Origin of the sequence: Kitasatospora sp. RG8 (genome assembly GCF_017813315.1) — a bacterium.
Classification (GTDB): domain Bacteria; phylum Actinomycetota; class Actinomycetes; order Streptomycetales; family Streptomycetaceae; genus Kitasatospora.
The window spans coordinates 26,377-51,281 of record NZ_JAGIYX010000041.1; the positions used below are offsets into that span (position 1 = coordinate 26,377).

13 protein-coding genes and 1 tRNA gene are annotated in these 24,905 nt (G+C 71.7%); 1 reads left to right on the plus strand and 13 read right to left on the minus strand.

The window, feature by feature from the left end; genetic code table 11:
- Position 1 precedes the first annotated feature (1 nt).
- Positions 2–3,532 (minus strand): type I restriction endonuclease subunit R, encoded by a 3,531-nt coding sequence (locus J5Y04_RS37040; RefSeq protein WP_209416934.1) that lies wholly within the window; start codon positions 3,530–3,532, stop codon positions 2–4.
- A gap of 195 nt (positions 3,533–3,727) precedes the next feature.
- Between J5Y04_RS37040 and J5Y04_RS43075 the strand changes: the two genes are divergently transcribed.
- Complete coding sequence (locus tag J5Y04_RS43075) at positions 3,728–3,796, plus strand: DUF397 domain-containing protein (protein WP_307853497.1); 69 nt, start codon at positions 3,728–3,730, stop codon at positions 3,794–3,796.
- Between the two features lie 78 nt (positions 3,797–3,874).
- Here J5Y04_RS43075 and J5Y04_RS37050 read toward each other — a convergent pair whose 3' ends face one another.
- The 12 genes from J5Y04_RS37050 to J5Y04_RS37105 all read right to left on the minus strand — a co-directional run bounded on the left by J5Y04_RS37050 (position 3,875) and on the right by J5Y04_RS37105 (position 24,609).
- The gene (locus J5Y04_RS37050; protein ID WP_256463612.1) at positions 3,875–5,065 is read right to left on the minus strand and encodes a restriction endonuclease subunit S; all 1,191 of its coding nucleotides are present in this window, start codon (positions 5,063–5,065) and stop codon (positions 3,875–3,877) included.
- Positions 5,055–7,655: a class I SAM-dependent DNA methyltransferase gene (locus tag J5Y04_RS37055; protein WP_209416936.1), complete on the minus strand. Its 2,601-nt coding sequence runs from the start codon at positions 7,653–7,655 to the stop codon at positions 5,055–5,057. The genes J5Y04_RS37050 and J5Y04_RS37055 overlap by 11 nt, the downstream gene beginning before the upstream one ends.
- A 92-nt stretch (positions 7,656–7,747) precedes the next feature.
- Positions 7,748–8,413 carry an RloB family protein gene (locus J5Y04_RS37060; protein ID WP_209416937.1) on the minus strand — a complete coding sequence of 222 codons (666 nt, stop codon included), beginning with the start codon at positions 8,411–8,413 and terminating at the stop codon, positions 7,748–7,750.
- Entirely contained in the window at positions 8,413–9,669 is a 1,257-nt protein-coding gene (locus J5Y04_RS37065) for an ATP/GTP-binding protein (protein WP_209416938.1), read from the minus strand. Before J5Y04_RS37065 ends, J5Y04_RS37060 begins: the two co-directional genes overlap by 1 nt.
- Positions 9,670–10,105: 436 nt before the next feature.
- Positions 10,106–10,182 (minus strand) — tRNA-Thr (locus J5Y04_RS37070).
- 120 nt (positions 10,183–10,302) lie between these two features.
- The gene (locus tag J5Y04_RS37075; protein ID WP_245206226.1) at positions 10,303–11,970 is read right to left on the minus strand and encodes an alpha/beta hydrolase; all 1,668 of its coding nucleotides are present in this window, start codon (positions 11,968–11,970) and stop codon (positions 10,303–10,305) included.
- A gap of 224 nt (positions 11,971–12,194) precedes the next feature.
- A complete protein-coding gene (locus J5Y04_RS37080; RefSeq protein ID WP_209416940.1) occupies positions 12,195–13,355 on the minus strand; it encodes a hypothetical protein in 1,161 nt (386 codons plus the stop codon).
- A 281-nt stretch (positions 13,356–13,636) separates the two neighbouring features.
- On the minus strand, positions 13,637–14,848 hold the full coding sequence (locus J5Y04_RS37085) for a DNA polymerase III subunit delta' (protein ID WP_209416961.1): 1,212 nt from the start codon (positions 14,846–14,848) through the stop codon (positions 13,637–13,639).
- A 201-nt stretch (positions 14,849–15,049) separates the two neighbouring features.
- Positions 15,050–18,415, minus strand: a complete 3,366-nt coding sequence (gene tmk / locus J5Y04_RS37090; RefSeq protein WP_209416941.1) for a dTMP kinase — start codon at positions 18,413–18,415, stop codon at positions 15,050–15,052.
- 341 nt (positions 18,416–18,756) lie between these two features.
- Positions 18,757–21,624: a type I DNA topoisomerase gene (topA, locus tag J5Y04_RS37095; RefSeq protein WP_209416942.1), complete on the minus strand. Its 2,868-nt coding sequence runs from the start codon at positions 21,622–21,624 to the stop codon at positions 18,757–18,759.
- A gap of 534 nt (positions 21,625–22,158) precedes the next feature.
- The gene (locus J5Y04_RS37100) at positions 22,159–22,620 is read right to left on the minus strand and encodes a DUF3592 domain-containing protein (RefSeq protein ID WP_209416943.1); all 462 of its coding nucleotides are present in this window, start codon (positions 22,618–22,620) and stop codon (positions 22,159–22,161) included.
- Between the two features lie 456 nt (positions 22,621–23,076).
- On the minus strand, positions 23,077–24,609 hold the full coding sequence (locus J5Y04_RS37105; protein ID WP_307853494.1) for a methyltransferase: 1,533 nt from the start codon (positions 24,607–24,609) through the stop codon (positions 23,077–23,079).
- Between the last annotated feature and the right edge of the window lie 296 nt (positions 24,610–24,905).

The following is a 24,905-nucleotide window of genomic DNA, read 5'->3' on the forward strand; positions in this document are numbered from 1 at the left end:
CCTATTCTCCCCGCAACCTGCCCAGAAACTGCCGCCGGTTATCCGCCGCATACGCCGCTAGGCTCTGCGCGATGTCCCGCAGGGGTGCCCAGTCCGAGCCGGCGGGCCGCATACCGCCCTTTATCAACTGGTTCTGGATGCTGTTCGCCAACGCGTCGAGGTCCTGGTGCTGCCCCTGGAACGACACCTTGACCATGATCTGCGCGGCCGTGTCGCACACTACGTCGACGAGTGGCCGGGTGGCCCCGTCCCTCCGCGCGACTCCCGGATTCTCCGCGATCAACTGCTCCAGCAGCCGGTAGACCCGCTGCTCCAGCGGGCTGAGCCCCGCAAGCTTCGGGTCTTCCTCGTCCTCTCGCCGGGCCTGTTCGATCAGCGGGCCGAATACCTCGATCTGCTCCTCGAAACGTCCAGCCAGCTCCCGAAGGATCTCCTCCAGGCGTTCGGAGAGTTTCGCGTATTTCGCCGGGTCCTCCCGCTTGACCCGCTCCTCCAGGTGGAAGCGGAGCGCGTGCCCCATCTCCGCCGCAGCCTCGCGCGGGGGAAGAGCGCGCACCCTGTCGTCGAAGACCTGCGAGGCGAGCGAAACGGGCGCGATGACCTGCTCGATCTCCGGGCCCTCCAGGTGGTCGGCGATCATCGCGCGGACCTTGCGACCGTAGCGCCGCAGGGTGAACGCGCCGCCCGGCGCATCCCGGTAGAGCCTGCGGATGCGCTTCTGGAGCGTCCCCCAGCGCCGGGCGTCGGCGACGTAGTCGAGGCCGTGCTCGTGCGGGAGAACACGTTCCAGCACGGCGAGGAACTGGTTCAGCACCTCGTCGTACCCGAACCGCGCCGTCTCGTCCTCGAAAGCCAGCGCCGCGGAGCCCAACCGACCGAGGTCGGCGAGGTCTGCCTCTGTCACCCCATGCGCACGCAGGTAGGTGCGCACCGCTTCTGCCGCCGGCCCGAGGCCATCGATCTCCTCCGACAGGCTGCGCATCGTGTCGTCGATGTCAGCCTGCTGGTAGGCGGCCAGCGCGCCGGACAGGTGCTCGAAGACTCCGTGGTAGTCGACGACGTAGCCCACGTCCTTGCCCGGCATCGGCCGGTTGACCCGGGCGACGGCCTGGAGGAGCTCGGCGTCGCGGATCGGCCGGTCCAGGTAGAGCACCTGCTCGCGCGGGGCGTCGAAGCCCGTGAGCAGCATGGACTTCACGATGAGGAAGGCGATCGGGCTCTCGGGGTGGACGGGGTCGGGCCCAATCGCCTCCTTGGTCTGCGGCTGCTCGAAGGCAACCTTGGACCAGGGGTTGTCCCCGGCGGGACTCGTCGTCGGCGCGTCCGACGCTGGTACGTGGAAGGGTGTGGTGGCGACCCACTCCGGCTCGGACGGCAGGTGAGGGAAGGCCTGGTGGAAACGCTCGATGTAGGCCTTCTGCCGATCCTTGTCCGTCCAGTGCAACCACTCACGGCGCTTCCGCTCCGCGCCCGGCGAAATGATCGGCACGAAGTCGATGCGGCGCAGGAGGGCGCGGTACTGGTGGGCCTGGTAGAGGTAGCGCTGTCGGCGGGGCAGCTTCTCGAGGGGAAGGCCAGCCACTGACTCCGGCTCGAATGCGGCGAGTTCGGTCAGGAGGGCGTCGCGTGCCAGCCGCAGCGCATGGTGGTACTCGACGGCCGCCTTCCGGCTGACCGCTGCGACCTGAGCCTTGAAGCCGCCGCCGGGCAACACCCAGGTCACCCAGTGCTCCAGCATGTCCTCGGCCTTCGCGCGGATCATAGGCTGGGTTTCGGCGACGTCGCGTGCGGTGGGCGAGCGCCGGAGCGCGTTTCGCTTGTCGTCGGTGAGGTCGCGGACCAGATCCGCAAAGTTCCGGTCGAGGCCGTCCTTGTCGAAGACCTTGCCCTCACCGGTGCGGCCCTCGTAGCGGATGCGGACGACGACCCTATCGTGCTCGGCCTCCGCCATCCGGTAGGTGTCGAGGAAGCCGCCGAAGATCCGGCGGGTGTCCTCCAGCCGGCCCGTCATGATCGGCGTGCCAGTGAAACCAATCTTCGCCGCCCTGGGAATGGCCTTGCGCAGGGCGGCGTGCAGCGTGTTGGTGTGTGAGCGGTGAGCCTCGTCGACCAGGACCAGGATGTCAGACGAGGTATTGCACTCAGGGAAGTTCACCGCGGGCGGCTGGGTGTCGGCCTCCCGGCCCACGCTGGCTCGCGCGGCTTCCTGGTACTCCTCTGCCAGGTCCCGGTCGTCCTCGTCGCCCGTCGCCTCGGCAGCGAAGGTGAACCCGGTTCCGTACTTCTGGATCATCGCGAAGACGACCCGCCGCCCACCGTCCCGTAGCAGTCCCTCCATCTCCGGGCGGGTCGCGGCGGTCTCGACGTCGGACTCGCTCAGCTTCAGTGTCTTGGAGAGCTGGTCCTGCAACTGGGTGCGGTCGGTGACGACCACGACCATGAACTCGCTGAGCCGGTGGTGCAGATGGATCCGGCGCACGAGAAACGTCATGGTCAGGCTCTTGCCAGAGCCCTGGGTGTGCCAGATGATCCCGCCACGCTCGTCGTCGGCCACAGAGTCGCCGCGCGTCCTGCCGGTGAGCAGCCTGTGTACGGACTTCTCCGTCGCCCGGTACTGCTGGTGCCGGGCGACGGCCTTGACCGTCCGGGTCCCTCCGGATTCGGTCTCGACCGGGAGCGGGATGATGTAGTGGCGTACGACGTTGAGAAGCGCTGCGGGACGCAGGACGACCCCGACGAGCTTGTGTCGCTCGTTCAGCTTGCCGATGTGGTCAGGCAGCTCCGCCCTCAGCGTCGCCTCACTCTGCGGCTCGATGCTCCGCCAGGGGTGAAAGTGATCGGGCGTGGACGTGACAGTGCCCAGGTACGCGCTCTCCGCGGTCGCGGCGACTAGCAGCTGCACGGTTCGGAAGAGCTCCGGGACCCCGGCCGGGATGAACAGCGCGGCGTCGTCCCGTTCGTCGTCGGCGACGGGGTCGCCGGCGTAGTGCCGTAGATCGAGCACGGCACTGCGGATCGGATCGGCGAGATCAGGACTCTTGCACTCGACGGCGACGAGCGGGATGCCGTTCACGAACAGGACGATGTCGAGGACCGACACCTCCCCGGACCGGTTCCGGACGCGGAGCTGGTCGACGACGGTGAACTCGTTAAGTGCGGCCCGCTCCTCGTGCCATTCGATGTATTGCACGGTGGCCGACGCCCCGCCGTGCGCGGCGGACGGGCCGGTGAGGACGAGTCCGCTGAGCAGCAGGTCAGTGGCGTCGAAGTTGGCCTGCGCGACGCCCTTTCCGAGGGAGGCAGACACCAGTTCGGCGATGGACCGTTTGACGTCGGTCCCGTCCATCCACGGCTCGCGGTCCGACGCCCGGACATTGATCCGGCGCAGGGCCTCACCCAACTCGTCCACGAGCAGCGGCGTCTCGACGTCGAGCGTGCCGACCTCCGTACCGGGGGCGTGGCGCCACCCCATCGCCTGGAGCTGCGCGACGATGGGCCGCTCCACCTCGTCCCGTTCGGTCTGCACTGCCATGCACGCGCCTTTCCCCTCCAATTGCCGCCCAGGTGATCCATTCTGCGCCATCGGTCGGGTTCGGCGGGAGTGTTCGAACGAATGGGAGTACAGCGGGCCTGGTGGTTCAGGCGGTTCAGGCCTCCGGCGGGGACGGGGCGCTCTCCTCGGGGTCGGCGTAGGCGGACACCAGTGCTGGACGGCTAACGGTCAGGAATCCCCGCCCGTGACTCCAAGAACCCGCGCAGCCCTACCCTGGTCTTCCCGGCGGACGCCTGGTCATGATTCATCACGTCCCTCAAAGACGGAGGGTTCCCGATCCGAGCCAGCCAAGAATGGTCCGAATGACCAGCTCCGCCCTCTTCATGAACTTCCAGTCAACAAGTCATCCACGAGGCCCAATTTGAGCATGCGAATCTTTTTCAGCTCCGCATGCTCACTTTGAATTTGCCCATCGCACGAGTAGAGCAAGTCAATGATCCGACGCTGCTCGACCAGATCAACCGGCATATCGATTTCCAGCTCACGCAGCCGAGTTGGATTTACGTTCACCTGCTGAACCGCAACGGTAGAGATTGACTTGACGCGTTGACGGATCAGCGGATGCATCAGCCACTCGACCAGGTATTCGGGAATCAAGCGAGTCTCATCCGGGTTGATGCGCACCAGGTACGAGGCGAACGCGGCTCGGGGAATCTCTGAGCGCCACATGCCAGACTTTCCGACATGGTCAATACTGTTCGTCCGATTGAACAATACGTCCCCACGGCGAAGCTCAAGCTCTACAGGAATTGGCATTGAGCTGTACCTCAAGTCAGACAGTTCCGGCCTGCCGTTGCTGAGGTTGTTCATCCGAAGAACCGGAACGCCTCTGGGGTCCTGATCGAGAGCGTTAGAGATACCGTATTCCGCCTTGGGCACCACGTCCTTGAGTGGCACCCGAGTCCACCCCCGAGGGAGATCCCCGCCCTCAATGGAGGGCATGGCAGCCAGCAGGGCGCCCTGTCGCGCACTCCGTAGCTTCTGGATCGACATTTCGATTGCACGCTCCTGCGCCGAGAATGCGTCGACAACCTCAACGATCCGCCGCTGCTCGGACAATGGGGGGACCACAAAGAAGAATCCCGCCAAGTCGGCTCTATTGACTTTCGGAATGCCAGTTCGCCCAGAAATACTCGCTACGTATGCCGAGAATCTTTCCCCCAAGAGAACAGTCGCCAGGAATCCCCCCAGGATATCCTCCTTGGGCCTCAAAGGATACATGTCTGCCGAGCAGACTCCCGAAAAGTCAGCCAGTGCGACTTTGCGAAGAGCGGGTCGAATCTTGCTGAACACTACATCCCCGGGCCGGACCAGATACTTACCGCTCGCAGCACCCTGCTCGGCTGCCGTTTCGCGCTTTAGAATCCTCCCGGTAGCCGATTCCACATGATCCGGAGCGAGCAATATGCCGCTTCGATATGGCTCAACACGTGGGTCGACTTGCCCGGTAGGCAGACTGACCACATCCATAAGGCAGCGAGTCGGCCAATCACGTGCAGCATCAGTCCGCATAGCCCAGGCCCTTCAGGAACCCGTCCATCGTCGCCGCCGCCTTCTCCCGCTCGGCCCGGATCTCTCGCAACGACACCGCGTACTTGTCCTCCCAGACCCCGTACGTCTCCGCCAACTCCCACCGCCCGCGCATCATGTGTCCGTCCAGCTTCGCCACCAGATCGTCCCGCAGCAGGTCCAACACCACGCGCCGCTCCCCTTCCGCGTCCAGCGCCTCCCGTGCCCGGAACAACCTCGGCGGCTCCTCGCCCAACTTCGGCGGATCACTCCGCCACGGGAACCAGAACTCCGCCTCCAGGCGCTTGATCACAGCGCCCGCCTTCGTGCGTTCCTTCTTCACCCAAGCCAGCTCCGCCAACTGCTCGGCGTTCAGCACGACTTCCTCCCGCGTGGGGGCGTCGCTGCCCTCCTCGCCCCCGCCCTCACCGTCCTCCGACGGCTCCGGCTCCGCGTTGAGTTCCTTCCACCGCGCGTCCAGCTCCGCCTTCCGCGCGTCCGCCGCAGCCAGCTCCTCCAGGAAGTCCGGAAGGATCGCCGCGACCACCTTGTGATCGTACGCCTGGCGCCGCTCGGCGGCCGTGCGCTTGCGCAGCTTGCGGGTCTTCGGGTCCTGCTCAGGGGCGAGCAGCGTCTCGACGTTCTCGACCCAGCCGTCCAGGACGCCCGCGAACCCGTTCTCGGAGAGCGCGAGCAGGTCGTACTTGGCCTCGTACCACCAGCCGGCGACCACGCCCGCGAGCGCGTGCTGGTCCAGCAGCCCGACGCGGCCCAAGCGTTCAACGAACGACTCGATCAGCTCGCCGCGCACGGCCATCAACGCGGCCTTGCGGTCCGAGGGGGTCAGGTCCGCAAGCCGCTCGGGAGTCGCGGTCACCGCCTCCAGGCGCTGGACCTCCGCTTCCCACCATTCCTGGAACACACCCTGCAGCGCTCCCTCACGCGGGCGAGCCAGTTCCGACAGCCGGGCGGCGTCCGGGCGCTGTCCCTCAGGCAGGAAGTCGACGTACTCCGGGTCGATCGGGTCACGCTCGGCGAAGAGGTCGGCCAGGCTCACCCCGTACCCGTCGAGCAGTTCCTTCTTGGCCTCGATCTCCGCGCGGGGCATTCCGCCCACCAGATGCGCCCTCACGTCCTGCGGCTCCGGCGGCGGCGTGTTGTCCACATAGCGGCGGATGTTGAGGTTGTCGCCGTTGTCGCGCAGTTCCTCACGGCTCACCAACCGCGAGAAGCCCGGCACCTCTGCGTACGCGTGAAAGGTGGAGGTGATCTTCTCCGCGTGCTCCGGCAGCAGGACGTTCTGCGCCGACTCCTTGCGGTACTCCCGATCCGCGTTGATGAACAGCACCTTCCCCCCCCGTGCGGGGTCCTTCTTGCCCGGCGGGCGCAGAATCAGGATGCAGGCGGGGATGCCGGTGCCGTAGAAGAGGTTCGGGGCGAGGCCGATGACCGCCTCGATCACATCGTCATCAAGGAGCTTGGTGCGGATCTCCTGCTCGCCGCCCCCGCGGAACAGCACACCGTGCGGCATGACCGTGATGACCATGCCGCCGCGTCCCTCCCGCTTGGTCATCCAGAGCATGTGCTGGAGGAACATCAGGTCGGCCTTGCCTCGCTCGCTCGTGGCGCCGTACGCAGCGCGCTGAGCACTGAACCTGAGCTCGTCAAACACATAGTCCATAGAGAACGGCGGGTTACTGAGAACACCGTCAAAGCGCTTCGTGTCGGACTCCGGAACCAGCGCCGGCTCGGAGAGTGTGTCCCCGGTGTGCAGGTCGAAGCGGCGCACGCCGTGCAGCACCATGTTCATCGTCGACATGATCCAGGAGCCGCTGTTGGCGTCCTGGCCGGCGAAGTACATGTCCGTGGTGTCGCCGCCGTGCTCCTCCACGTACTCCTTGGCATGGATGAGCATGCCTCCCGAGCCGACGCACGGGTCGTAGATACGCATTCCCTGCCGGGGGCGGAGCAGCTCGACCATCATCCGGACGACGGCTCGCGGAGTGTAGAACTCGCCGCCCTTACGACCAGCCGAGTCGGCGAATTCCTTGATCAGGTACTCGTACGCGGCCCCGATCAGGTCGGGGAACTCGAAGTCGTCGGTCCGCAGCCGGATGCGCCCGAAGTGGGCGATCAGCAGCTTCAGCCGCTGGTCTGCGAGCTTTGCCGCGCCCGACGCCGCGCCGGATCCTCCGATCCGGTTGAAGTCGAGGTGGTCAAACAGGCCCTTGAGCTTGTCGTTCTGCGCCTCCAGCGCTTGGAGGGCCGGGCGCAGTCGTTCCTCGGTGATGTTGTGGGTAGCCGAGGAGATCCGCTCCCAGCGGGCGTCCTGCGGCACGAACAGCACGTCGCGGTCGCTGTACGCGGCAGGTTCGTCCATGTAGCTGTCCAGCGCCTCGCCAGTGAGATCGAGTTCCTCGGCGACATGCTCCCTGATCCGGTTAGTGGCGGCCTCGAACTCATCGTTGGCCCGCTTCAGGAAGAGCAGACCGAAGATGTAGTCCTTGTACTCGGAGGCATCCATCGTGCCGCGGAGGATGTCCGCGGCGGCGAACAGATGCCGCTCCAACTGCGCGAGCGTGAGCTTGGCCAACGTACGACTCCCTACGACCGGTCTGACGTAGGAACCCTACGGGGACGGGGCGACCGAGCGGAAACCGTTCATCCGAACCGGTGGACTGCCGCTCAGTACGACGCGATGCCGAGCCCCTTCTCGACGAAGTCGTGCACGTCGGTGTACGGGTCGCGCTGGGTCAACGGCACGTGCTTGCCGTGCTCCCCGTTCATCTTCTCGGCCCGAGCCTTCGCCTTGACGAACCCGCCCTTGATCTGCGTCGGTAGCACCACCTTGATGTTCCCGGGCTCCTTGACGAACGGCAGCCTGGCTTCCGCCTCCCCGCACACGCCGCCGAAGGTGCCGGTCACCGGCTTGTGGTGGAGCAGTCGCCATACTTCGAAGCACGGGTGCGAAAAAGCGACCTGGACACCACCTTCGCGGGCCTGCTTGAGCGCCGCTTCGACCGACTCGTGCGCGTCCCGGTCGAACAGGCACCAGACCTGCGGCCACAGGTCTTCTTTCACGCCGCTACGCTTCGCGGCGCGGGCTTCCTCCCGCATGAGCCGCACCGCCGCCTCAACCAGCTTGATCGGCTTGCGTTGGGAGCCCGGGGCATTCGCGTTGGCGATCCGGACTTCGACCCCTTGGTCGTGGAGGCGGACCAGATCGGAGACCACCTCGATGTAGGTGGGTTCGGTGACTCGCCCCTCGGTAAAGACATGGACCACACGGCGGCGCCGGCCGCGCTGCTGCTTCGCTGACCCCAGCGATTCATTCCCCTTCGTGCGTGCCATCAGCTCCGCCCCTCCCCTTCCTTGCGCTCCTCCGCGCCTACGGCCAGCAGCCGGCGGGCGATCTGCCCCTCCAGGAGTGAAGGAACCCCCCCGAACGCACCGACCAGGTAGGACCTCGTCAGGTCCTCGTCCTCACCGGGCGCCGCGGCGGTCAGCGGGTACAGCTCTGTGGCCCCGTCCTCGTCCTTCTCGGTCAGCCACACCTGGTCCGGCTCCAGCAGCCGCCCACCACTCGGAGTGGTAAGGACCGACGGGTCGTGCGAAGTGAAGAGGAGCTGCGCTCCCCCGGGATTGGACTCGGGGTCGTGGAAGAGTCGGACGACCTCGGCGGCGAAGCGCGGGTGCAGGCTGGCGTCCAGCTCGTCGACGAGCAACACAGCACCCTCGTCGAGCGCCAGCAAGAGGGGGCCGAGCAACGCGAACCAGGAACGGGTGCCGAGCGACTCGTCACGCCAGTCGAAGGCCATGTCACCGCCGGTCGACCGGTGGGTAAGCCTCACCCTGGCTTCGCCCTTTTCCTGCTGGACAACCTCCGCTCCGGTGATCCCGAGGTCGGCGACCCGCAGCAGTTCATTGATCCGGCGGGCCTGGCTGCCGGACAGCGCCTGTGTCGTGAACCGTTCCCGATCCTCCCGTTCGTCCTCCGGATTGATGATCCAGAGATTCCGGCGGAACCAGTGGAAGAGCGCGGAGAGCTGAGGGTGGTTGTCCGTGCCCGCCGTGGACAGGACAAGGGCATTTGGTCGGGTACGTCTCGCCAACTGCGCGCGGTCCTTGACCCGGCCGCCCGGCCACTCGTACACCTCGGGCCGCGAGGCATCACGATCGAGCCACACCTGGCGGTGACCACGCGGGTAGCTATGGATCCACTCGGATTCAACGCGCTTCGGCCCCAGCTCGAACCCGTACGTCCAGCGCACTTCGTCGATGACTACATCGACTTCGAAGAAGCTGGGTTCGTTCTCGTCCGCGGCCTTCAAGGCGAAAGGCCTGCGCGGGATCCCCTCGTACGAAGCCCAACGAGCGTATGAGTTGAGGACGGCCGACCTCATGTCGGTCAGAGCGGCCAGCACGTTCGACTTGCCCGAAGCGTTGGCGCCGAAGATCCCGATCAGAGGGAGTACGGATACCGAGCGGTCACCGCCGGTTCGGAGCTCACGCGATGCAACCTCCGACTCACCCTCGGAAAGGACGAAGGACAGCTCCTGTTCGTCACGTAGCGATCGCACATTCGCGACACGGAAACGGAGCAGCATCCCGTCCCCCTCTCTCGTCGATGCGATCAGAGTAGCGGCGATGGCCTCGCCGAACTGCCCGAACGGTGATCCTTTAGCTCAGCTCCAGGGACAGTTCTGAGGCCGACGCAGCGTTCCGCTTGAGGCCCTTCTGTCAGAACGCCACAACCAGAGCAGCCTGCAGGCGTACCTTCAATAACCAGCACAGCTGCCCCTGATGCTGAGTCACGCGCGGCTGTCCACCGGCTGTCCACCGAGGCCGCTCCGCAACAACTGGCCCGACCGGCCGGAATCGGCGAAACCGCAGGTCGCAGATGCGACGCCTGGTATCGATCACAGTGGCGGACCAAGGACCTACGCATTGCGATGCATAGAGTCCAGCTGCTCAATTTCCCCGGTTCTCATGGTCGGCGGAACGAGAAAACCCCAGGTCAGAGGCTTGACCTGGGGTTCACCTTGGAGCCGCCTGCGGGATTCGAACCCGCGACCTACGCATTACGAGTGCGTTGCTCTGGCCAACTGAGCTAAGGCGGCACCGCTGCAACACGTGGTTGCAACGCGGGCCAGTCTACACAGGTTCGCGGGTGATCCATAACGGGTTCCCGGGCGGGCGCGGAGCGGGGGCCGGACAGCGGTCGGACAGGGGCCGGGGGCCTACGCGCCGCAGCGCTTCCCCTGCTCCGGCGGCTCGCCGCCGAGCAGGTAGCGGTTGACCGCGCCGTCGACGCAGGCGTCGTGCCGGCCGTAGGCGGTGTGCCCGTCGCCCTCGTAGGTCAGCAGCCGGCCGGACTCCAGCTGCCCGGCCAGCGACTGCGCCCACGCGTACGGGGTGGCCGGGTCGCGGGTGGTGCCGACGACCACGATCGGCGCGGCGCCGGCCGCCCGGATGGTGTGTGCCGCTCCGGTGGCCTTCACCGGCCAGTATGTGCAGGTCAGTGCCATCCACGCCATGTCGCGGCCGAACCGCGGCGAGGTCCGCTCGAAGTCCGCCACCGCCTGCTGGACGTCGCCGGGGCCGGTGAACGGCGCGGGCAGGTCCAGGCAGTTCACCGCCATGTTGGCGAACATCAGGTTGGGGTACGAGCCATCCGAGCCGCGTTCGTAGTACGAGTCCGAGAGCTTGAGCAGGCCGCTGCCGTCGCCGGCCTTGGCATCGGCGAGCGCGGTGCGCAGCCTGGGCCAGAGGAAGTCGGCGTACATGGCCTGGATGACGCCGGTGGTGGCCTGGGCCTCGGTGAGCCGGCGGCCGCCGTCGGCGGTGGTCAGCGGCTGGGCGTCGATCGCCTTGAACAGGGCGGTGAGCTGCTCGCCGACCTGCTGCTCGGTCCGGCCGAGCGGGCAGTCCTCGCGCTTGGCGCAGTCCTGGGCGAAGGCCGCCCAGGCGGTCTCGAAGCCGCCGGCCTGGGTGCGGTTGCCGGTGATCGCGTCCAGGGACGGGTCCATGGCACCGTCCAGCACGATCCGGCCGGTGCGGGTCGGGAACAGCCCGGCGTAGGTGGCGCCGAGGAAGGTGCCGTACGACTTGCCGACGTAGTTGAGCTTCTCGTCGCCGAGCAGCGCCCGCAGCACGTCGAGGTCGCGGGCGGTCTCGACGGTGCTCAGGTGGCCGAGCCGGTCGCCGGCCCGCTGGCGGCAGCCTTCCGCGAACTCCTTGTCGGCGGCGACCAGGGCGTCGATCTCGGCCTGGTCGTCGGGGGTGATGTCGGCGGCGCTGTAGGCGTCCATCCGCTCGCCGCCGAGGCAGGTCACCGGGGCGCTGCGGCCGACGCCGCGCGGGTCGACGCCGACCAGGTCGTACCGGGCCCGCATGCTGCCGTCGTACGTCCGGGCGACGGCCTCCACGTAGTCGACCGCCGAGCCGCCGGGGCCGCCGGGGTTGAGCAGCAGCGAGCCGAGCCAGCCGGATCCGGCGCCCGTACCGGATTCGGCCGGGACGGCGGGGGCGCGGACCGCCGACAGGGTGAGGTCCCCGCCCGCCGGGTGGTCGTAGTCCAGCGGCACCGTGAAGGTGGTGCACTCGAAGCCGTCGTCGCAGGGCTGCCAGGCGAGCCGCTGCGCGTAGTACGGCGCCAGGGCGGCGGGGACGGCCGCCGGAAGCGGCTCCAGCGGCGTGACCCCCGGCCGGGCGTCGGCCGCGGAGGCCACCGCGGACGGGGAGCCCGGCGAGGACGGGGAGCCCGGCGAGGACGGGGAGCCCGGCGCGATGGTGTCCGAGGAGGAGGGGTGCGGCGTGGAGGAGCTGGAGCTGCACCCGCCGACCAGCAGCCCGGCGGCCAGCACCGCCGCCACTGCCGGCCCGCGCCGGCCCCGCTCCGCCCTCATCCGTTCCCGCTCCCGTTCCCGCTCCCGCTTCCGTTCGCGCTCCGCCTGCATCTGCTCCCCCTCTGACCTCGGGTTCCGCGGCGCGGCCGCCGCCGGTGCCCGGGTACGGCGAGCGTAACGCCCACCGGTGCCCGGCCCCGGGCTGCTCGGGCCTGCTCCGGCTGCTCAGCACCGCTTCGGACTTGCTGCTCAGGACCTGCTGCTCCGGACCTGCTGAGGCCTGGTCAGGACACCTTGGCCAGCGTCTCGGCCAGGTACTGCGCCGCCTGCCGGACCAGCCGCAGCCGCTCCCGGTCCGCCGTGTAGTCCTGCACGTTCTCGGAGATCCGCACGTCCGCGCGGGCCGCCGCGCCGGTGCCGGCGCGCAGCGCGGTCTGGAGCTTGCGGGCCGCGTCCAGCCCGGCGGCGTCGGCCTTGGCCGCGGCCAGCAGCAGCTTGGGCGCGGCGCCGGCGGGCGCCTCCGCCCCCGTCAGGGCCAGCGCGGCGGTGTCGTACCGGCCGGAGACCGCTGCGGCCGCGCCGTACAGGTCGGGCCGGGCCAGGGCGGCGGCCGCGGCGCAGGGCGCGCCGCCCTCGACGCCGAGCGTGCCCCAGGACGCCGGGCCGGGCGGCAGGGTGCGGAAGGTCGCGGCGATCGTGGTCCGCAGCGCCGCGTCGTCGGCGATGGCCTGCGGGGCGGCGGCGACCAGCTCGCAGGGGTGCGCGGTGCCGTTCGGCGCCTCCGGGGCGACCAGGATGAACGGGCGGGCCTTGCCGGTCTGGACGGCGGAGCCGAGGCCCTCGAAGACGTCGGGGACTTCGGCGTCGGCGGTCTTGCGCGGGGTGGCGGCGTGCATCACGACCACCGGGAACCGGGCGTTCGGGTCCTTGGTGTACTGGGCGGGCAGCCACACCCGGACGTTGCGCGGGTGTCCGTCCGGGCCGAGCACGGCGGACTGCAGCAGCTCGCCGCCGGCGGGGTGGCCGACGCTGTCGAACCGGCTGGCCACCGGCGCGGCGGCCGGCGTGGTCGCGGCCGCGGCGGTGGCGGTGGCGGACGCGGCCTCGGCCACCGGCGGGGCGGCCTGCCGCGCGGCGCCCTCACCGTCCGTGCCGTCCGCCGCCGCGGCGTCGGAGTCGGCGCCGAACTCGGCGGAGCCCGACCGCGGTGCCGAGGATCCCAGGACGCCGAACGTCCCCAGGGCCGTGAGCAGCGTCAGCGCCGTAACGCAGACGCCGCAGACCATCGCCCCGGCCGCGCGCAGCAGCATCGGCCGCTGGTCACCGGTGAGCTCGTAGGTCTCGGCGGCCCGCAGGTCGCGCCAGCGCAGCAGAGCGCCGCGCGCGAGCCAGACACCTCCCCCGGCGGCCGCCAGCAGGGGAACGACGAGGAGCGAACGGACCATGGGACGCACCGCCTCGGGAGGAGGGCCGGACCACCGGTGGGGGCCGGTGCCGGACGGGACGCGACGGCCCCGGCGTCGGGGCGCAGTCGGCCCCAGCGTGCAAGACGACCCGGCGGTCACATGTGGGTGTGCCCGGCGCGTACGGCCCGTTCACTCGAAGGTGGGACACGCGCCTAGCGCGGGAAGCCCTACCCCCCGCGAGTGGAAGCGAGGACTGACGCCCTCCCTTCCCGGACGGAAGCGGTCGAGGACGCCCGGACGGAAGCGGTCGAGGACGCGCCCTACCCCGCCCGCAGCGCGACCGTCATCGCCTCGACGGCGAGCAGCGGGTCGACGTTGCGGTCCAGCGCCTGCCGGCAGGCGAGCACCGCCTCGATCCGGCGCAGCGTGCCCTCCGGCGGACCGGCCTGCGCGACCCGCTCCAGGGCCGGCCGCTGGTCCTCGTTGGCCAGTGCGCCGGTCGAGCCGAGCTGGAGGGCGAGCACGTCCCGGTAGAAGCCCAGGAGGTCGAGCAGGGCGACGCCGAGCGTCTCCCGGCGGGTGCGGGTGGCGCGGCTCTTCTGCCGCTTCTCCAGCTCCTTGACCGCCCCGGCCATGCCGCGCGGGGCCTTGCCGCCCTCGGCCGCCCCGTACACGGCCTTGAGGTCGTCGGTCTCCTTGGCGTCCTGGGTCTCGGCGAGCGCCTCGGCGTCGGCCTTGGCGGTGTCGACCAGTCGCTGGGCGGCGGCCAGGCAGCCGCCGAGGTCGGCGACCTCCAGCGGGATCCGCAGCACCTCGGCCCGGCGGGTCCTGACCTCCTCGTCGACGGCCAGCCGGCGGGAGCGCTCGATGTCCCCCTGGCCCGCGAGCGCGGCCAGCCGGGCCGTCCCCGGGTCGACGCCGTCGCGGGTCACCAGCATGTCGGCGACGGCCTCGGCGGCGGGCTGGCGCAGGACGAGCAGGCGGCAGCGCGAGCGGATGGTGGGCAGGACGTCCTGGACGGAGGGCGCGCAGAGCAGCCAGACGGTGCGCGGCGAGGGCTCCTCGACCCCCTTGAGCAGGGCGTTGGCCGCGGCCTCGGTGAGCCGGTGGGCGGCGTCCACCAGGATCACCGACCAGCGGCCTCCGGTCGGATAGCTGGACGCGCGCAGCACCAGGTCGCGCATGTCGCCGACGCCGATCGACAGGCCGTCGGTGCGCACGTACTTCACGTCCGCGTGGCTGCCCGCCAGCACGGTGTGGCAGCCGTCGCAGAACCCGCAGCCGGGCGTCCCGCCGAGCGCGAGGTCCGGGCTGGTGCACTGGAGGGCGGCGGCGAAGGCACGGGCGGCCGTGGTCTGGCCCGCACCGGGCGGACCGGTGAACAGCCAGGCGTGCGTCATCAGCGAGGCGTTGCCGCCCGGCTCGGGTGCGGCCCCGCGGCCGGCGGCGACCGTCGCCCCGGCCGCCCGGGCGGCGGCGGTCAGCTGCTCGACCACCCGCTCCTGGCCCACCAGGTCGTCCCAGACGGCCACTGCTGCTCCCAAGCTCGGTACGGACTGCCTCGTGCGGACCGCCCCGGTGTCCGACGCCCGGCCCGGTCTCCGCTCCCCGCGGTCGAGCATACGTGCCCGGTACGACGGCGGGCGGCGCCGCCGGAGCACCGCCCCGGCCACACCGCCCGCCGTCCTGCTGTCCTGCTGTCCTGCTGTCCTGCTGTCCCGACGGTCCCGGGGTCAGCCCCGGCGGCGCCAGCGCCGGCCCTTGCCCTTGCCGCCCTGGTCGTCCGGGGCGTCGGCCCCCGGCTCGGCCGGACCGGCCGCCTCGCCGCCGTACGCGAGGCGCGGGTCCTGCGGGCCCTGCCCGGCCGGGCCCGGCTGCTCCCAGCGGGCCCACTCGTCGCGCGAGCCGAGCAGGGTGTCGGTCAGGCTCGGCAGGTCGTCCATCGGGGTCTCCTCGGCCCAGGACGGCCGGGGACGCGGCTCGGGGGCCTGCTCCGGCTCCTCGACCACCGGCAGCTCCCGGGTGCCGTCGACCGGCTGGTCCTGCCCGGCACTCGGGGCCGGCCCGACCGGCCCGGTCGGCCCGACCCGCGGCAGCACCTCGGTCCGGTCCGTCCCGGGCACCCGGGGCAGCACGGCCGTCTCGTCCGCCGCGGCGGGAACGACCGGAAGCTTCGCCGTCTCGTCCGCAGCAGCAGTGGGAACGACCGGGAGCTTCGTCGTCGCGTCGACGCCGGAGACACCCGCGCCGGCCTCCTCCGCCGCCCGGACCGCCGCCCGGCGGTCCCGCTCGGAGATCTCCTGGGTGGCGTCGTCGACGTCCTTGACCATCCGCAGCTCGGTGGTCACCGCGTCGCCCGGCACCGGCCGCCCGACCCGGTCGGCTGCGCTCTCGGCCGCGGCAGCCGCTGCGGCGAGCGCTGCGGCCTGCGCCAGCCGGGCCTCCTCGGCCCGCTGGAGCGCCTCCTCCGCACGCCGGCGCTGCTCCTCGCGCGCCAGCTCACGCTGACGCTGGAGCTCCGCCTGGGCGGCCGCCTCGTCGGCGAGCCGCTTGCGCTCGGCGGCCTCGGCGGCGAGCCGGGCCTCCTCGGCCGCGCGCAGCTTGGCCTCCTCCTCGGCACGCCGGCGGGCTTCCTCCTCCGCCCTGCGCCGGGCCTCCTCCGCCGCCTTGCGCGCCGCCTCCGCGGCGAGGCGGTCGGCCTCCTCCTTGGCAAGGCGCTCCTTCTCCGCCTGCTCGGCCCGGAGCTGCTCCAGCAGTTCCTGCCGCTTGCGCTCGGCGGCCTCCGCCTCGGCCTTCTTCCGCGCCTCCTCGGCCGCGCGGCGCTCGGCCTCCTCGCGGGCGAGCCGCTCCTGCTCGGCGCGGGCGGCCTTCTCCTGCTCGGAGAGCGGCAGCTCGCGGTCGAGCCGGTGGCGGATCGCGGTGGTGACGGAGGCGGGCTCCTGGCTGCCGTCGACGACCAGGTAGCGCGCCGGGTCGGCGGCCGCCAGGGCGAGGAAGCCGGAGCGGACCCGCTGGTGGAACTCGGTGGGCTCGGACTCCAGGCGGTCCAGCGCCTCGGTGAACCGCTCCCGGGCCCTGGTCGGGTCGACGTCCAGGACGACGGTCAGGTCGGGCAGCAGACCGCCGGTCGCCCAGCGCGAGATCCGGGCCACCTCGGTGGCGGCGAGGTCCCGGCCGGCGCCCTGGTAGGCGATCGAGGAGTCCATGTACCGGTCGGTGATCACCACGGCGCCGCGGGCCAGCGCCGGGCGGATGACGTTCTCGACGTGCTCGGCGCGGTCGGCGGCGTAGATCAGCGCCTCGGCGCGGTGCGACAGGCCGGTGTTGCCGACATCCAGGACGAGACCGCGCAGCCGCTGGCCGACCGGGCTGCCGCCGGGCTCGCGGGTGAGCACCACCTCGTGGCCCTTGCCCCGGATCCACTCGGCGAGCGCCTGGGCCTGGGTGGACTTGCCGGCGCCGTCGCCGCCCTCCAGGGCGATGAAGAAGCCGGTGCCGGTGGTGCGGTGCGGGACCGGACCGGCCGCACCGCGGACGGCGTCCACCAGGTCGCGGCCGAACGGGACGGTGCCGCGCCGGTCGTCGGTCCTGAGCAGCACCACGGCGGCGAGCACCAGGGTCAGCAGGCCGGTGGTGGCGACCGCGAGGGCCGCGCCGCCGTGGATGAAGGTGAACGAGCCGGGCTCGACGGTGCCGTACTCGACGTTCCCGTAGGCGGCGGCGATCAGCGGCACGACGACCAGTGCGGCGCCCACGACGGCCCGCAGCACCGCGTACAGGTGCTCGGTGACCTTCGGGAGCCGGGCCTCCTCGACCTCCTGGGCGAGCAGGTTGCGACCGGCCGAGATCACGATGCCGGCGGCCAGCCCGGCCAGCACCGTGAGCAGCAGGACCAGGACGAAGTCCAGCACCAGGCCGGCCAGGATCAGCGCGACGCCCTCGGCCAGCAGGGCGAGCGCGAGCAGTCGGCGGCGGGAGAGCGCGGGCAGGGTGGCCCGGGTGAGCCGGGCGCCGAGCACGGGCGTGCCGGCCGCGGCGAGGACCAGCAGGCCGTAGCCGATCGGCCCGGCCCGGTGCTCGGCGGCGGTCAGCAGCGCGAGCGCGCCGACGCCCGCCATCGAGGCGTAGGCGGCGGCGATCGCGAAGGTGAAGTACGGGGCGGAGCCGGTGCGGCCCTTGCCCAGCGCGGGCCCGGGGGCCGCGTCGGTCGGGGCGCGCAGGCCCCTCAGCGGGGAGTGCGGGGCCACGGAGACCGGGCCGCCGGGAAGCTCGTGCTGGTAGACCCGGACGGCCGAGACGGCGAACAGGGCGGCCGCACCGAGTGCGGCGAAGGTGGTCTGGTGGGCGCGCAGCCAGTCCGAGGCCACCGCCGCGAAGACGTTGCCGACCAGCGTGAGCGCGACCAGCGCGACCGCCGCGAGCGGCACGGTGGCCCAGCCGGTGCGCCGGTCCAGCGTCCCGACGGTGTCCAGGTTGGCGGCGGACGGGCGCCGCTCGGCGGGCGGGGCGTAGGGGTTGGCCGGCGGCAGCAGGGCGGGGACGGCGGCGGCCTTGGCGATCGCCCAGACCCGCTCGGCGGCGCCGGTCACGAAGACGGTCCCGAGCAGCAGGTAGGTGGCGGCCCCGGAGGGCCTGGCTTCGGCGCCGGAGCCGGAGCCCAGCCAGACGATCCACCACGGCGCGACGCCGATCAGCACGGCCCGCAGCACGTCGGCGCCGAACAGCGTCCAGCGGCGGTCGAGCTTCCCGCTGAGCAGCCCGTGCACCGGGCCGAGCAGGGCCGCGCCGACCAGCACGGTGGCGGCCAGCCGGACGGCGAAGACCGCCGCGACCGCGAAGGCGAGGCTGCGCGGCAGGTCGCCGAACTGCCCGCCGAGCGCGGCCGCGATCACGGTGAGCGCGAGCAGCACCAGCAGGCCGAGCCGGTCGGCGGTGCCGCCGATCAGCTGGGTGATCCAGAGCCGGCGGTACGGGCGCAGCCGCAGCAGTGCGCGGGCCCGCTCGCCGGGGGTTCCCGCGGGCGCGACCTCGGCCAGGTCGGGCATGCCGGCTCTGGCGGCCGCGGCGGCGCTGGGGGTGGGCTGCTCCTCGCTCGTCATACGGTCAGCGTAGCGGTCGACGGTTGCCACAAACGGGTGAGCGGCCCTCCGGTTCGCCGTCATTGCAGGGTTGTGACGCACCCCGCACAGCTCCCTGACCGCTCCCCCCGAGAGCGGCGTGCCCACTCTTCGAGGGCGCCGGACCCGCTCCCCCGAGGACGCCGGACCCGCTCCCCCGAGGACGCCGCGCCCGCACCTGCGACGACGCCCCCTTGGGACGCCGGGCCCACTCCCCGAGAACGCCGCGCCCGCGCCTGCGGCGGCAACGGACCGCGCCTCCCGACACCACGGGCCCGCACCTCCGGAAGGGGAGGTGCGGGCCCGGTGCCGCCGGCCGGGGGTCAGCCCTCGTCGGTGGTGGTGGTCTTGCTCGCGGCCGTCTTCTTGGCCGCCGTCTTCTTGGCGGTCGCGGTCTTGGCCGTGGTCGTCTTCTTGGCGGTCGCGGTCTTGGCCGTGGCGGTCTTCTTCGCCGCGGTCTTGGTCGCCGTCTTCTTGGCGGCGGCCTTCTTCGCCGGGGCCTTCTTCGCCGCCTTCTTCACCGGCCCGCGCGCCCGCTTCTCCGCCAGCAGCTCGTAGCCGCGTTCCGGAGTGATGGTCTCGACCTCGTCGTCCTTGCGCAGGGTCGCGTTGGTCTCACCGTCGGTGACGTACGGCCCGAAGCGACCGTCCTTCACCACCACCGGACGCTCGCTGACCGGGTCGGTGCCCAGCTCCTTGAGCGGCGGCGCGGCGGCGGCCCGGCCGCGCTGCTTCGGCTGGGCGTAGATGGCCAGGGCCTCCTCCAGGGTGACCGTGAACATCTGCTCCTCGCTGGTGAGCGAGCGCGAGTCGGTGCCCTTCTTGAGGTACGGGCCGTAGCGCCCGTTCTGCGCGGTGATCTCCACGCCCTCCGGGTCCGTCCCGACCACGCGCGGCAGCGACAGCAGCTTCAGCGCGTCCTCGAGCGTGACGGTGTCCAGCGACATCGTCTTGAGCAGCGAGGCGGTCCGCGGCTTGACGGCGTTCTTGCCCGTCTTCGGCGTGCCCTCGGGCAGGATCTCGGTGACGTACGGGCCGTACCGGCCGTCCTTGGCGACCAGCTGGTTGCCGCTGACCGGGTCCTGGCCGAGCTCGAAGTCGCCGCTCGGCCTGGCCAGCAGCTCCTCGGCCAGCTCGACGGTGAGCTCGTCCGGCGGCAGGTCGTCGGGGATGTCGGCGCGCTGGCCGGGCTCGCCCTCGACGGCGGACGCACGCTCGACGTACGGGCCGTAGCGGCCGACCCGCAGCGTGATGTCGTCGCTGATCCGGAACGAGCTGATCTCCCGGGCGTCGATCGCGCCGAGGTCGGTGACCAGCTCCTTGAGGCCGCCCAGGTGGTCGCCGTCGCCGTTGCCGGCCTCGGCGGCGCCGCCGGTCGCGTGGCCCTCGCCCTCGCCGAAGTAGAAGCGCTTCAGCCACGGCACGGACTTGGCCTCGCCGGCCGCGATCCGGTCGAGGTCGTCCTCCATCTTCGCCGTGAAGTCGTAGTCGACCAGCCGGCCGAAGTGCTTCTCCAGCAGGTTGACCACGGCGAAGGAGAGGAACGACGGCACCAGCGCCGTCCCCTTCTTGAAGACGTAGCGGCGGCCGATGATGGTGTCGATGATCGAGGCGTAGGTGGAGGGGCGACCGATCTCCCGGTCCTCCAGCTCCTTGACCAGCGAGGCCTCGGTGTAGCGGGCCGGCGGCTTGGTGGCGTGCCCCTCGGGGGTGAGCTGCTCGGCGGCCAGCGGGTCGCCCTGGGCCACCTGCGGCAGCCGGCGCTCGCGGTCGTCCAGCTCGGCGTTCGGGTCGTCGGCACCCTCGACGTAGGCCTTCAGGAAGCCGTGGAAGGTGATGATCTTGCCGGAGGCGGAGAACTCGGCGTCCCGGCCGTCCGCGGCCCGCCCGCCGACCTTGACGGTGACCGACTGGCCGACCGCGTCCTTCATCTGGGAGGCGACGGTGCGCATCCAGATCAGCTCGTACAGCCGGAAGTCGTCACCGCTCAGACCGGTCTCGGCGGGGGTGCGGAAGCGGTCGCCGGACGGGCGGACGGCCTCGTGCGCCTCCTGGGCGTTCTTGACCTTGCTGGCGTAGGTGCGCGGCGCGTCCGGCAGGTAGTCGGCGCCGTAGAGCTGGGTGACCTGCGCACGGGCGGCCGCGATCGCGGTGTCCGAGAGCGTCGTCGAGTCGGTGCGCATATAGGTGATGAAGCCGTTCTCGTACAGCTTCTGGGCCACCTGCATGGTCCGCTTGGCGCCGAAGCCCAGCTTGCGGCTGGCCTCCTGCTGGAGCGTGGTGGTGCGGAACGGCGCGTACGGCGAGCGGCGGTAGGGCTTGGACTCGACGCTGCGGACGCTGAACGCGGTCTGCTCCAGGGCGGCGGCCAGCGCGCGGGCGGCCTGCTCGTCCAGGTGCAGGGTGTTGGTGCTGCCGGCCTTGAGCCGGCCGTCCGAGCCGAAGTCGCGGCCGCTGGCGATCCGCTTGCCGTCGACGGCGGACAGCCGTGCGCCGAAGGTCTCCGGGTTCGCGGCGTCGGCCGGGGTGCGGCCGGTGCCGAAGGTGCCGACCAGGTCCCAGTACGAGGCACTGCGGAACGCCATCCGCTCGCGCTCGCGCTCGACCACCAGCCGGGTCGCGACGGACTGCACGCGGCCCGCCGAGAGCTTCGGCATGACCTTCTTCCACAGCACCGGCGAGACCTCGAAGCCGTAGAGGCGGTCGAGGATGCGGCGGGTCTCCTGGGCGTCGACCAGGCGCTGGTTCAGCTCGCGCGGGTTGGCCACGGCCTCCTGGATCGCCGACTTGGTGATCTCGTGGAACACCATCCGGTGCACCGGCACCTTGGGCTTGAGCACCTGCTGGAGGTGCCACGCGATGGCCTCGCCCTCGCGGTCCTCATCGGTGGCGAGGAAGAGCTCGTCGGACTCCGCGAGCAGCGACTTCAACTTGCTGACCTGGGACTTCTTGTCCGCGTTGACCACGTAGATGGGGGCGAAGTCGTGGTCGACGTCCACGCCGAGGCGGCGCACCTCGCCGGTGTACTTGTCCGGCACCTCGGCCGCCGTGCTGGGCAGGTCGCGGATGTGCCCGACGCTCGCCTCGACGATGTAGCCGGGGCCCAGGTAGCCCTTGATCGTCTTCGCCTTGGCCGGCGACTCGACAATGACGAGTCGCTGTCCGTGCGCGGTCTCGCTGCTCGGGGACACCTTCGCTCTTCTCTCCCGGTCGTTATGTGAGCTGGTCGGCGCCGGCAGCACGGGCTGCGCTCCGCCCGACCCCTTCCACCGTCCCGGGGCAGCCGCTGTACGACGACCCCACCAGCGGAGTGTGACCGTACCCCGGCCACCCTTGTCAAACGGACGGATCCTGCTTTTTCACCGGCAAGGCCGACCGACGCCACTCGAACGGTAACCCGATGATGGAGGATCGCGCCCCGTGGAGGGGGGCTTCGGCGGGTTCCGAAGGATGGAATGACGGATTTCAAAATCTGTCAACGGAAAATCGGCGCCCGGCGACCGGGCTGGTGGTAGGGGGTGCCGGGGGCGCTTCGGGACCGGTCCGGCGAGCACTGCGGTCGGACCGGGCCGGACCGGGCCGGTCCCCGGCGGACCGCCACCGGACCGGGGCCCGACCTCGGCCGAACGGCCGCACGACCACGACCGGATCGCCGCCGGACCGGGTGGCCGGAATCCGGCGTCGTGGCCGGTTCGGGACGCCGGGGCCCGGGGTCGGCCGACGCCTCAGTTGGTGGTGGCCGCGGCCAGCAGGGCGGCGCCCGCAGCCAGGCAGCCGACGCCCAGCACCGTCCACAGCAGGTCCGTCACGACGACACCGCCGGTCTCCGCCGCCGCCAGCACCACCCGGCTCGGCCGACGCGGGTCGTAGGAGATGCGGACGGACGTGCCGGGCGAGAAGCGCGGCGGACGGCGCAGCGGGGTGTGGCCGCGCGGCCGGGTGAGCACCACCTCGGCCCGGCGCGCCGCACCGGGACCGCCGATCGCGGCCGGCGCGGAGAAGGTGAGCAGCGGCGAGCTGTCGAGTTCGCCGTGGGTGTCCGACTCCGCGACCACGGTGGCCACCGCCGGTATGCCCCGGCGGCGCACACCGTGGCGAAGGCGTACTTCGGCGGCGCACCAGAGCAGCAGCGCGCCGCCGAACAGCGCGAGCACCGCGCCGCCCACCGTCGCGGTCGTCGTCTCCACCCCTGCGCCCCCAGCTCTGTCCACAGCCTGTGGACAGAGCTTCACAGTCGGGGGCCAACGAGGGGCAGCTGTTCGGCGACCGACGGGCGAAGCAGGGACTACGGAGAGATGAACCGGGCCCGCGCCCCGAGCGGGCCCGGCCGGAGCCGGTGGTTCCGGCGTCGGGCCCCGGCTCCTCGGCCCTTTTGGTGCCCAGGTGCGCCGACCCATCGGCCCCGGCGGGTCCGGCGGCCGACGCGGGGCCGGCCGGGCCGGGACCGGGACCGGGCAGCCCACCGGGGCCCGGGCGACCGCAGCCGGGCAGGGGTGGCCCGGGGAGATCGCCGGGCAGGGGTGGCCGACCACGGATGGCCGGGCAGGGATGGGGGCAGCGTGATGGGGCAGGGGTGGCCGGCCGGCCCGACGCCGGGCGCGGAGCCGGCCGGGCCGATGCTCGACCGGCCCGGCCCCGGGGGCTCAGCCGGCGGGCTGGATGAACCCCTGCTCGGTGAGCAGTCGCAGCGACTCCGGCACCCGGTCCCGCAGCACCACCCGGTCCTCGCCGAGCAGCTGCGCGATGGCGTCCACGATCTCGCCCGCCGACAGCGTCCCGTCGCAGACCCCGGCGAACCCGGCGCCCACCGTGTCCACCTTGGTGGCCCGCCGCATGCCCCGGTTGTGCCGCAGGATCACGTGCTCCGGGTCCTCCGCGCCGGGCGCGCCGACCTGCTCCTGCACCACCTCGTCGGCCAGCACGTACCGGGCCGCGAGCAGCGCCGCGTCGTCGTGCGTGCGCAGGAAGTCCTGCCGGGCGAACCACTCCTCGATGTGCGGGCCGAGCGGCTGCTCGACCGGGTGCGGCCACTCCTCCACCCGAACGGTCGGCTGCTCGGCGCCGCCCGCCCGCAACGTGATCCAGCCGAACCCGATGCCCTCGACCCGGCCCGCCTCGAACGCGTCCAGCCACTCGCCGTACCGGGCCTGGTAGTCGCCGCCGGGACCGCGGTGGTCGCCGCCGTCGCGCAGCCACAACTCGGCGTACTGGGAGACGTCCTGGACCTCCCGCTGGACGACCCAGGCGTCCAGGCCGGTGCCGGCCACCCAGCCGGCCAGCCGCTCGTGCCAGTCCTCGCCCTTGACGTGCTGCCAGTTGGCGAGCAGCTGGCAGTAGCCGCCGGGCTCCAGGTGGGAGGCTGCTGAGCGGACCAGGCTGCGGCAGAGGTCGTCGCCGGCCATCCCGCCGTCGCGGTAGGTGAACCGGCCCGAGGGCGAGATCACGAACGGCGGGTTGGAGACGATCAGGTCGAACCGCCGGTCGCCGACCGGCTCGAAGAGGCTGCCGGTCGCGGCCTCGGTGTTCTCGAACCCGGAGAGCGCGAGCGTCAGTTCGGTGAACCGCAGCGCGCGCGGATTGAGGTCGGTCGCGGTGACCCGCTGGGCGTGCCGGGCGGCGTGCAGCGCCTGCACGCCCGAACCCGAACCGAGGTCCAGGGCGGCCCGGACCGGCCGGCGCACGGTGATGTTGGCCAGCGTGGTGGACGCGCCGCCCACGCCGAGCACCAGGTCCTTGCGGGCCACGCCGTGCGCGGTCTCGCCGGAGCCGATCCCGCCCGCGCCGCCGACCGCACAGCCGAGGTCGGAGACCACCCAGGCGTCCGAACTCGGCAGCCCGGCGACCTCGTTGGCGTACGGGCGGACGTCCACGGTGGCCCGGACCAGGTCGCCGTCCGGGCGCAGCCAGCCGTCGGCCAGGCAGTCCTCGACCGGCAGAGCGGCGGCAGCCGCCCGGTACGGCACGGGCTGCTGGAGCAGGAACAGCCGCACCAGCGTCTCCAGCGGCGTGCCGCCGCGGGTCGCGCGCAGGGCCGGCACGGCCTCGCTGCGGGCCAGCGCCGCGTACCCGGTGGGCCCGAGCAGGTCGAGGCAGCCGTCGGCGGTGAACGAGGCGGCGAGCAGCGCCTCGCGCAGCTTGGCGAGGCGGGTCGGGTCGAGAACGGGGCTACTGATCACCCCGCCATTGTCCCCCGGGCCGCAGGCACCGCCCGCCCGCCCGGCCGTCCGACGCGGCCTTTCCGCCCACCCGCAGCGCCCCACCACCCCGACCCGCCACCCCGGCCCGCCGCTCATCGCGAACCGCTCCCCCTGTCCGGGCGGCTTCTCGCCGGACAGGGCGACGGCGCTGCTAGGCCAGTGGCGGAAACGCCCCCGCCGACCGAGGAGCCGACAGGGGCGCAATGGCCCGGAAGGTGGCAGTCCGGACCCCTTGGGGCCAGGACCACGGAGGCCCGGAGCGTGCCGGCCCGGAC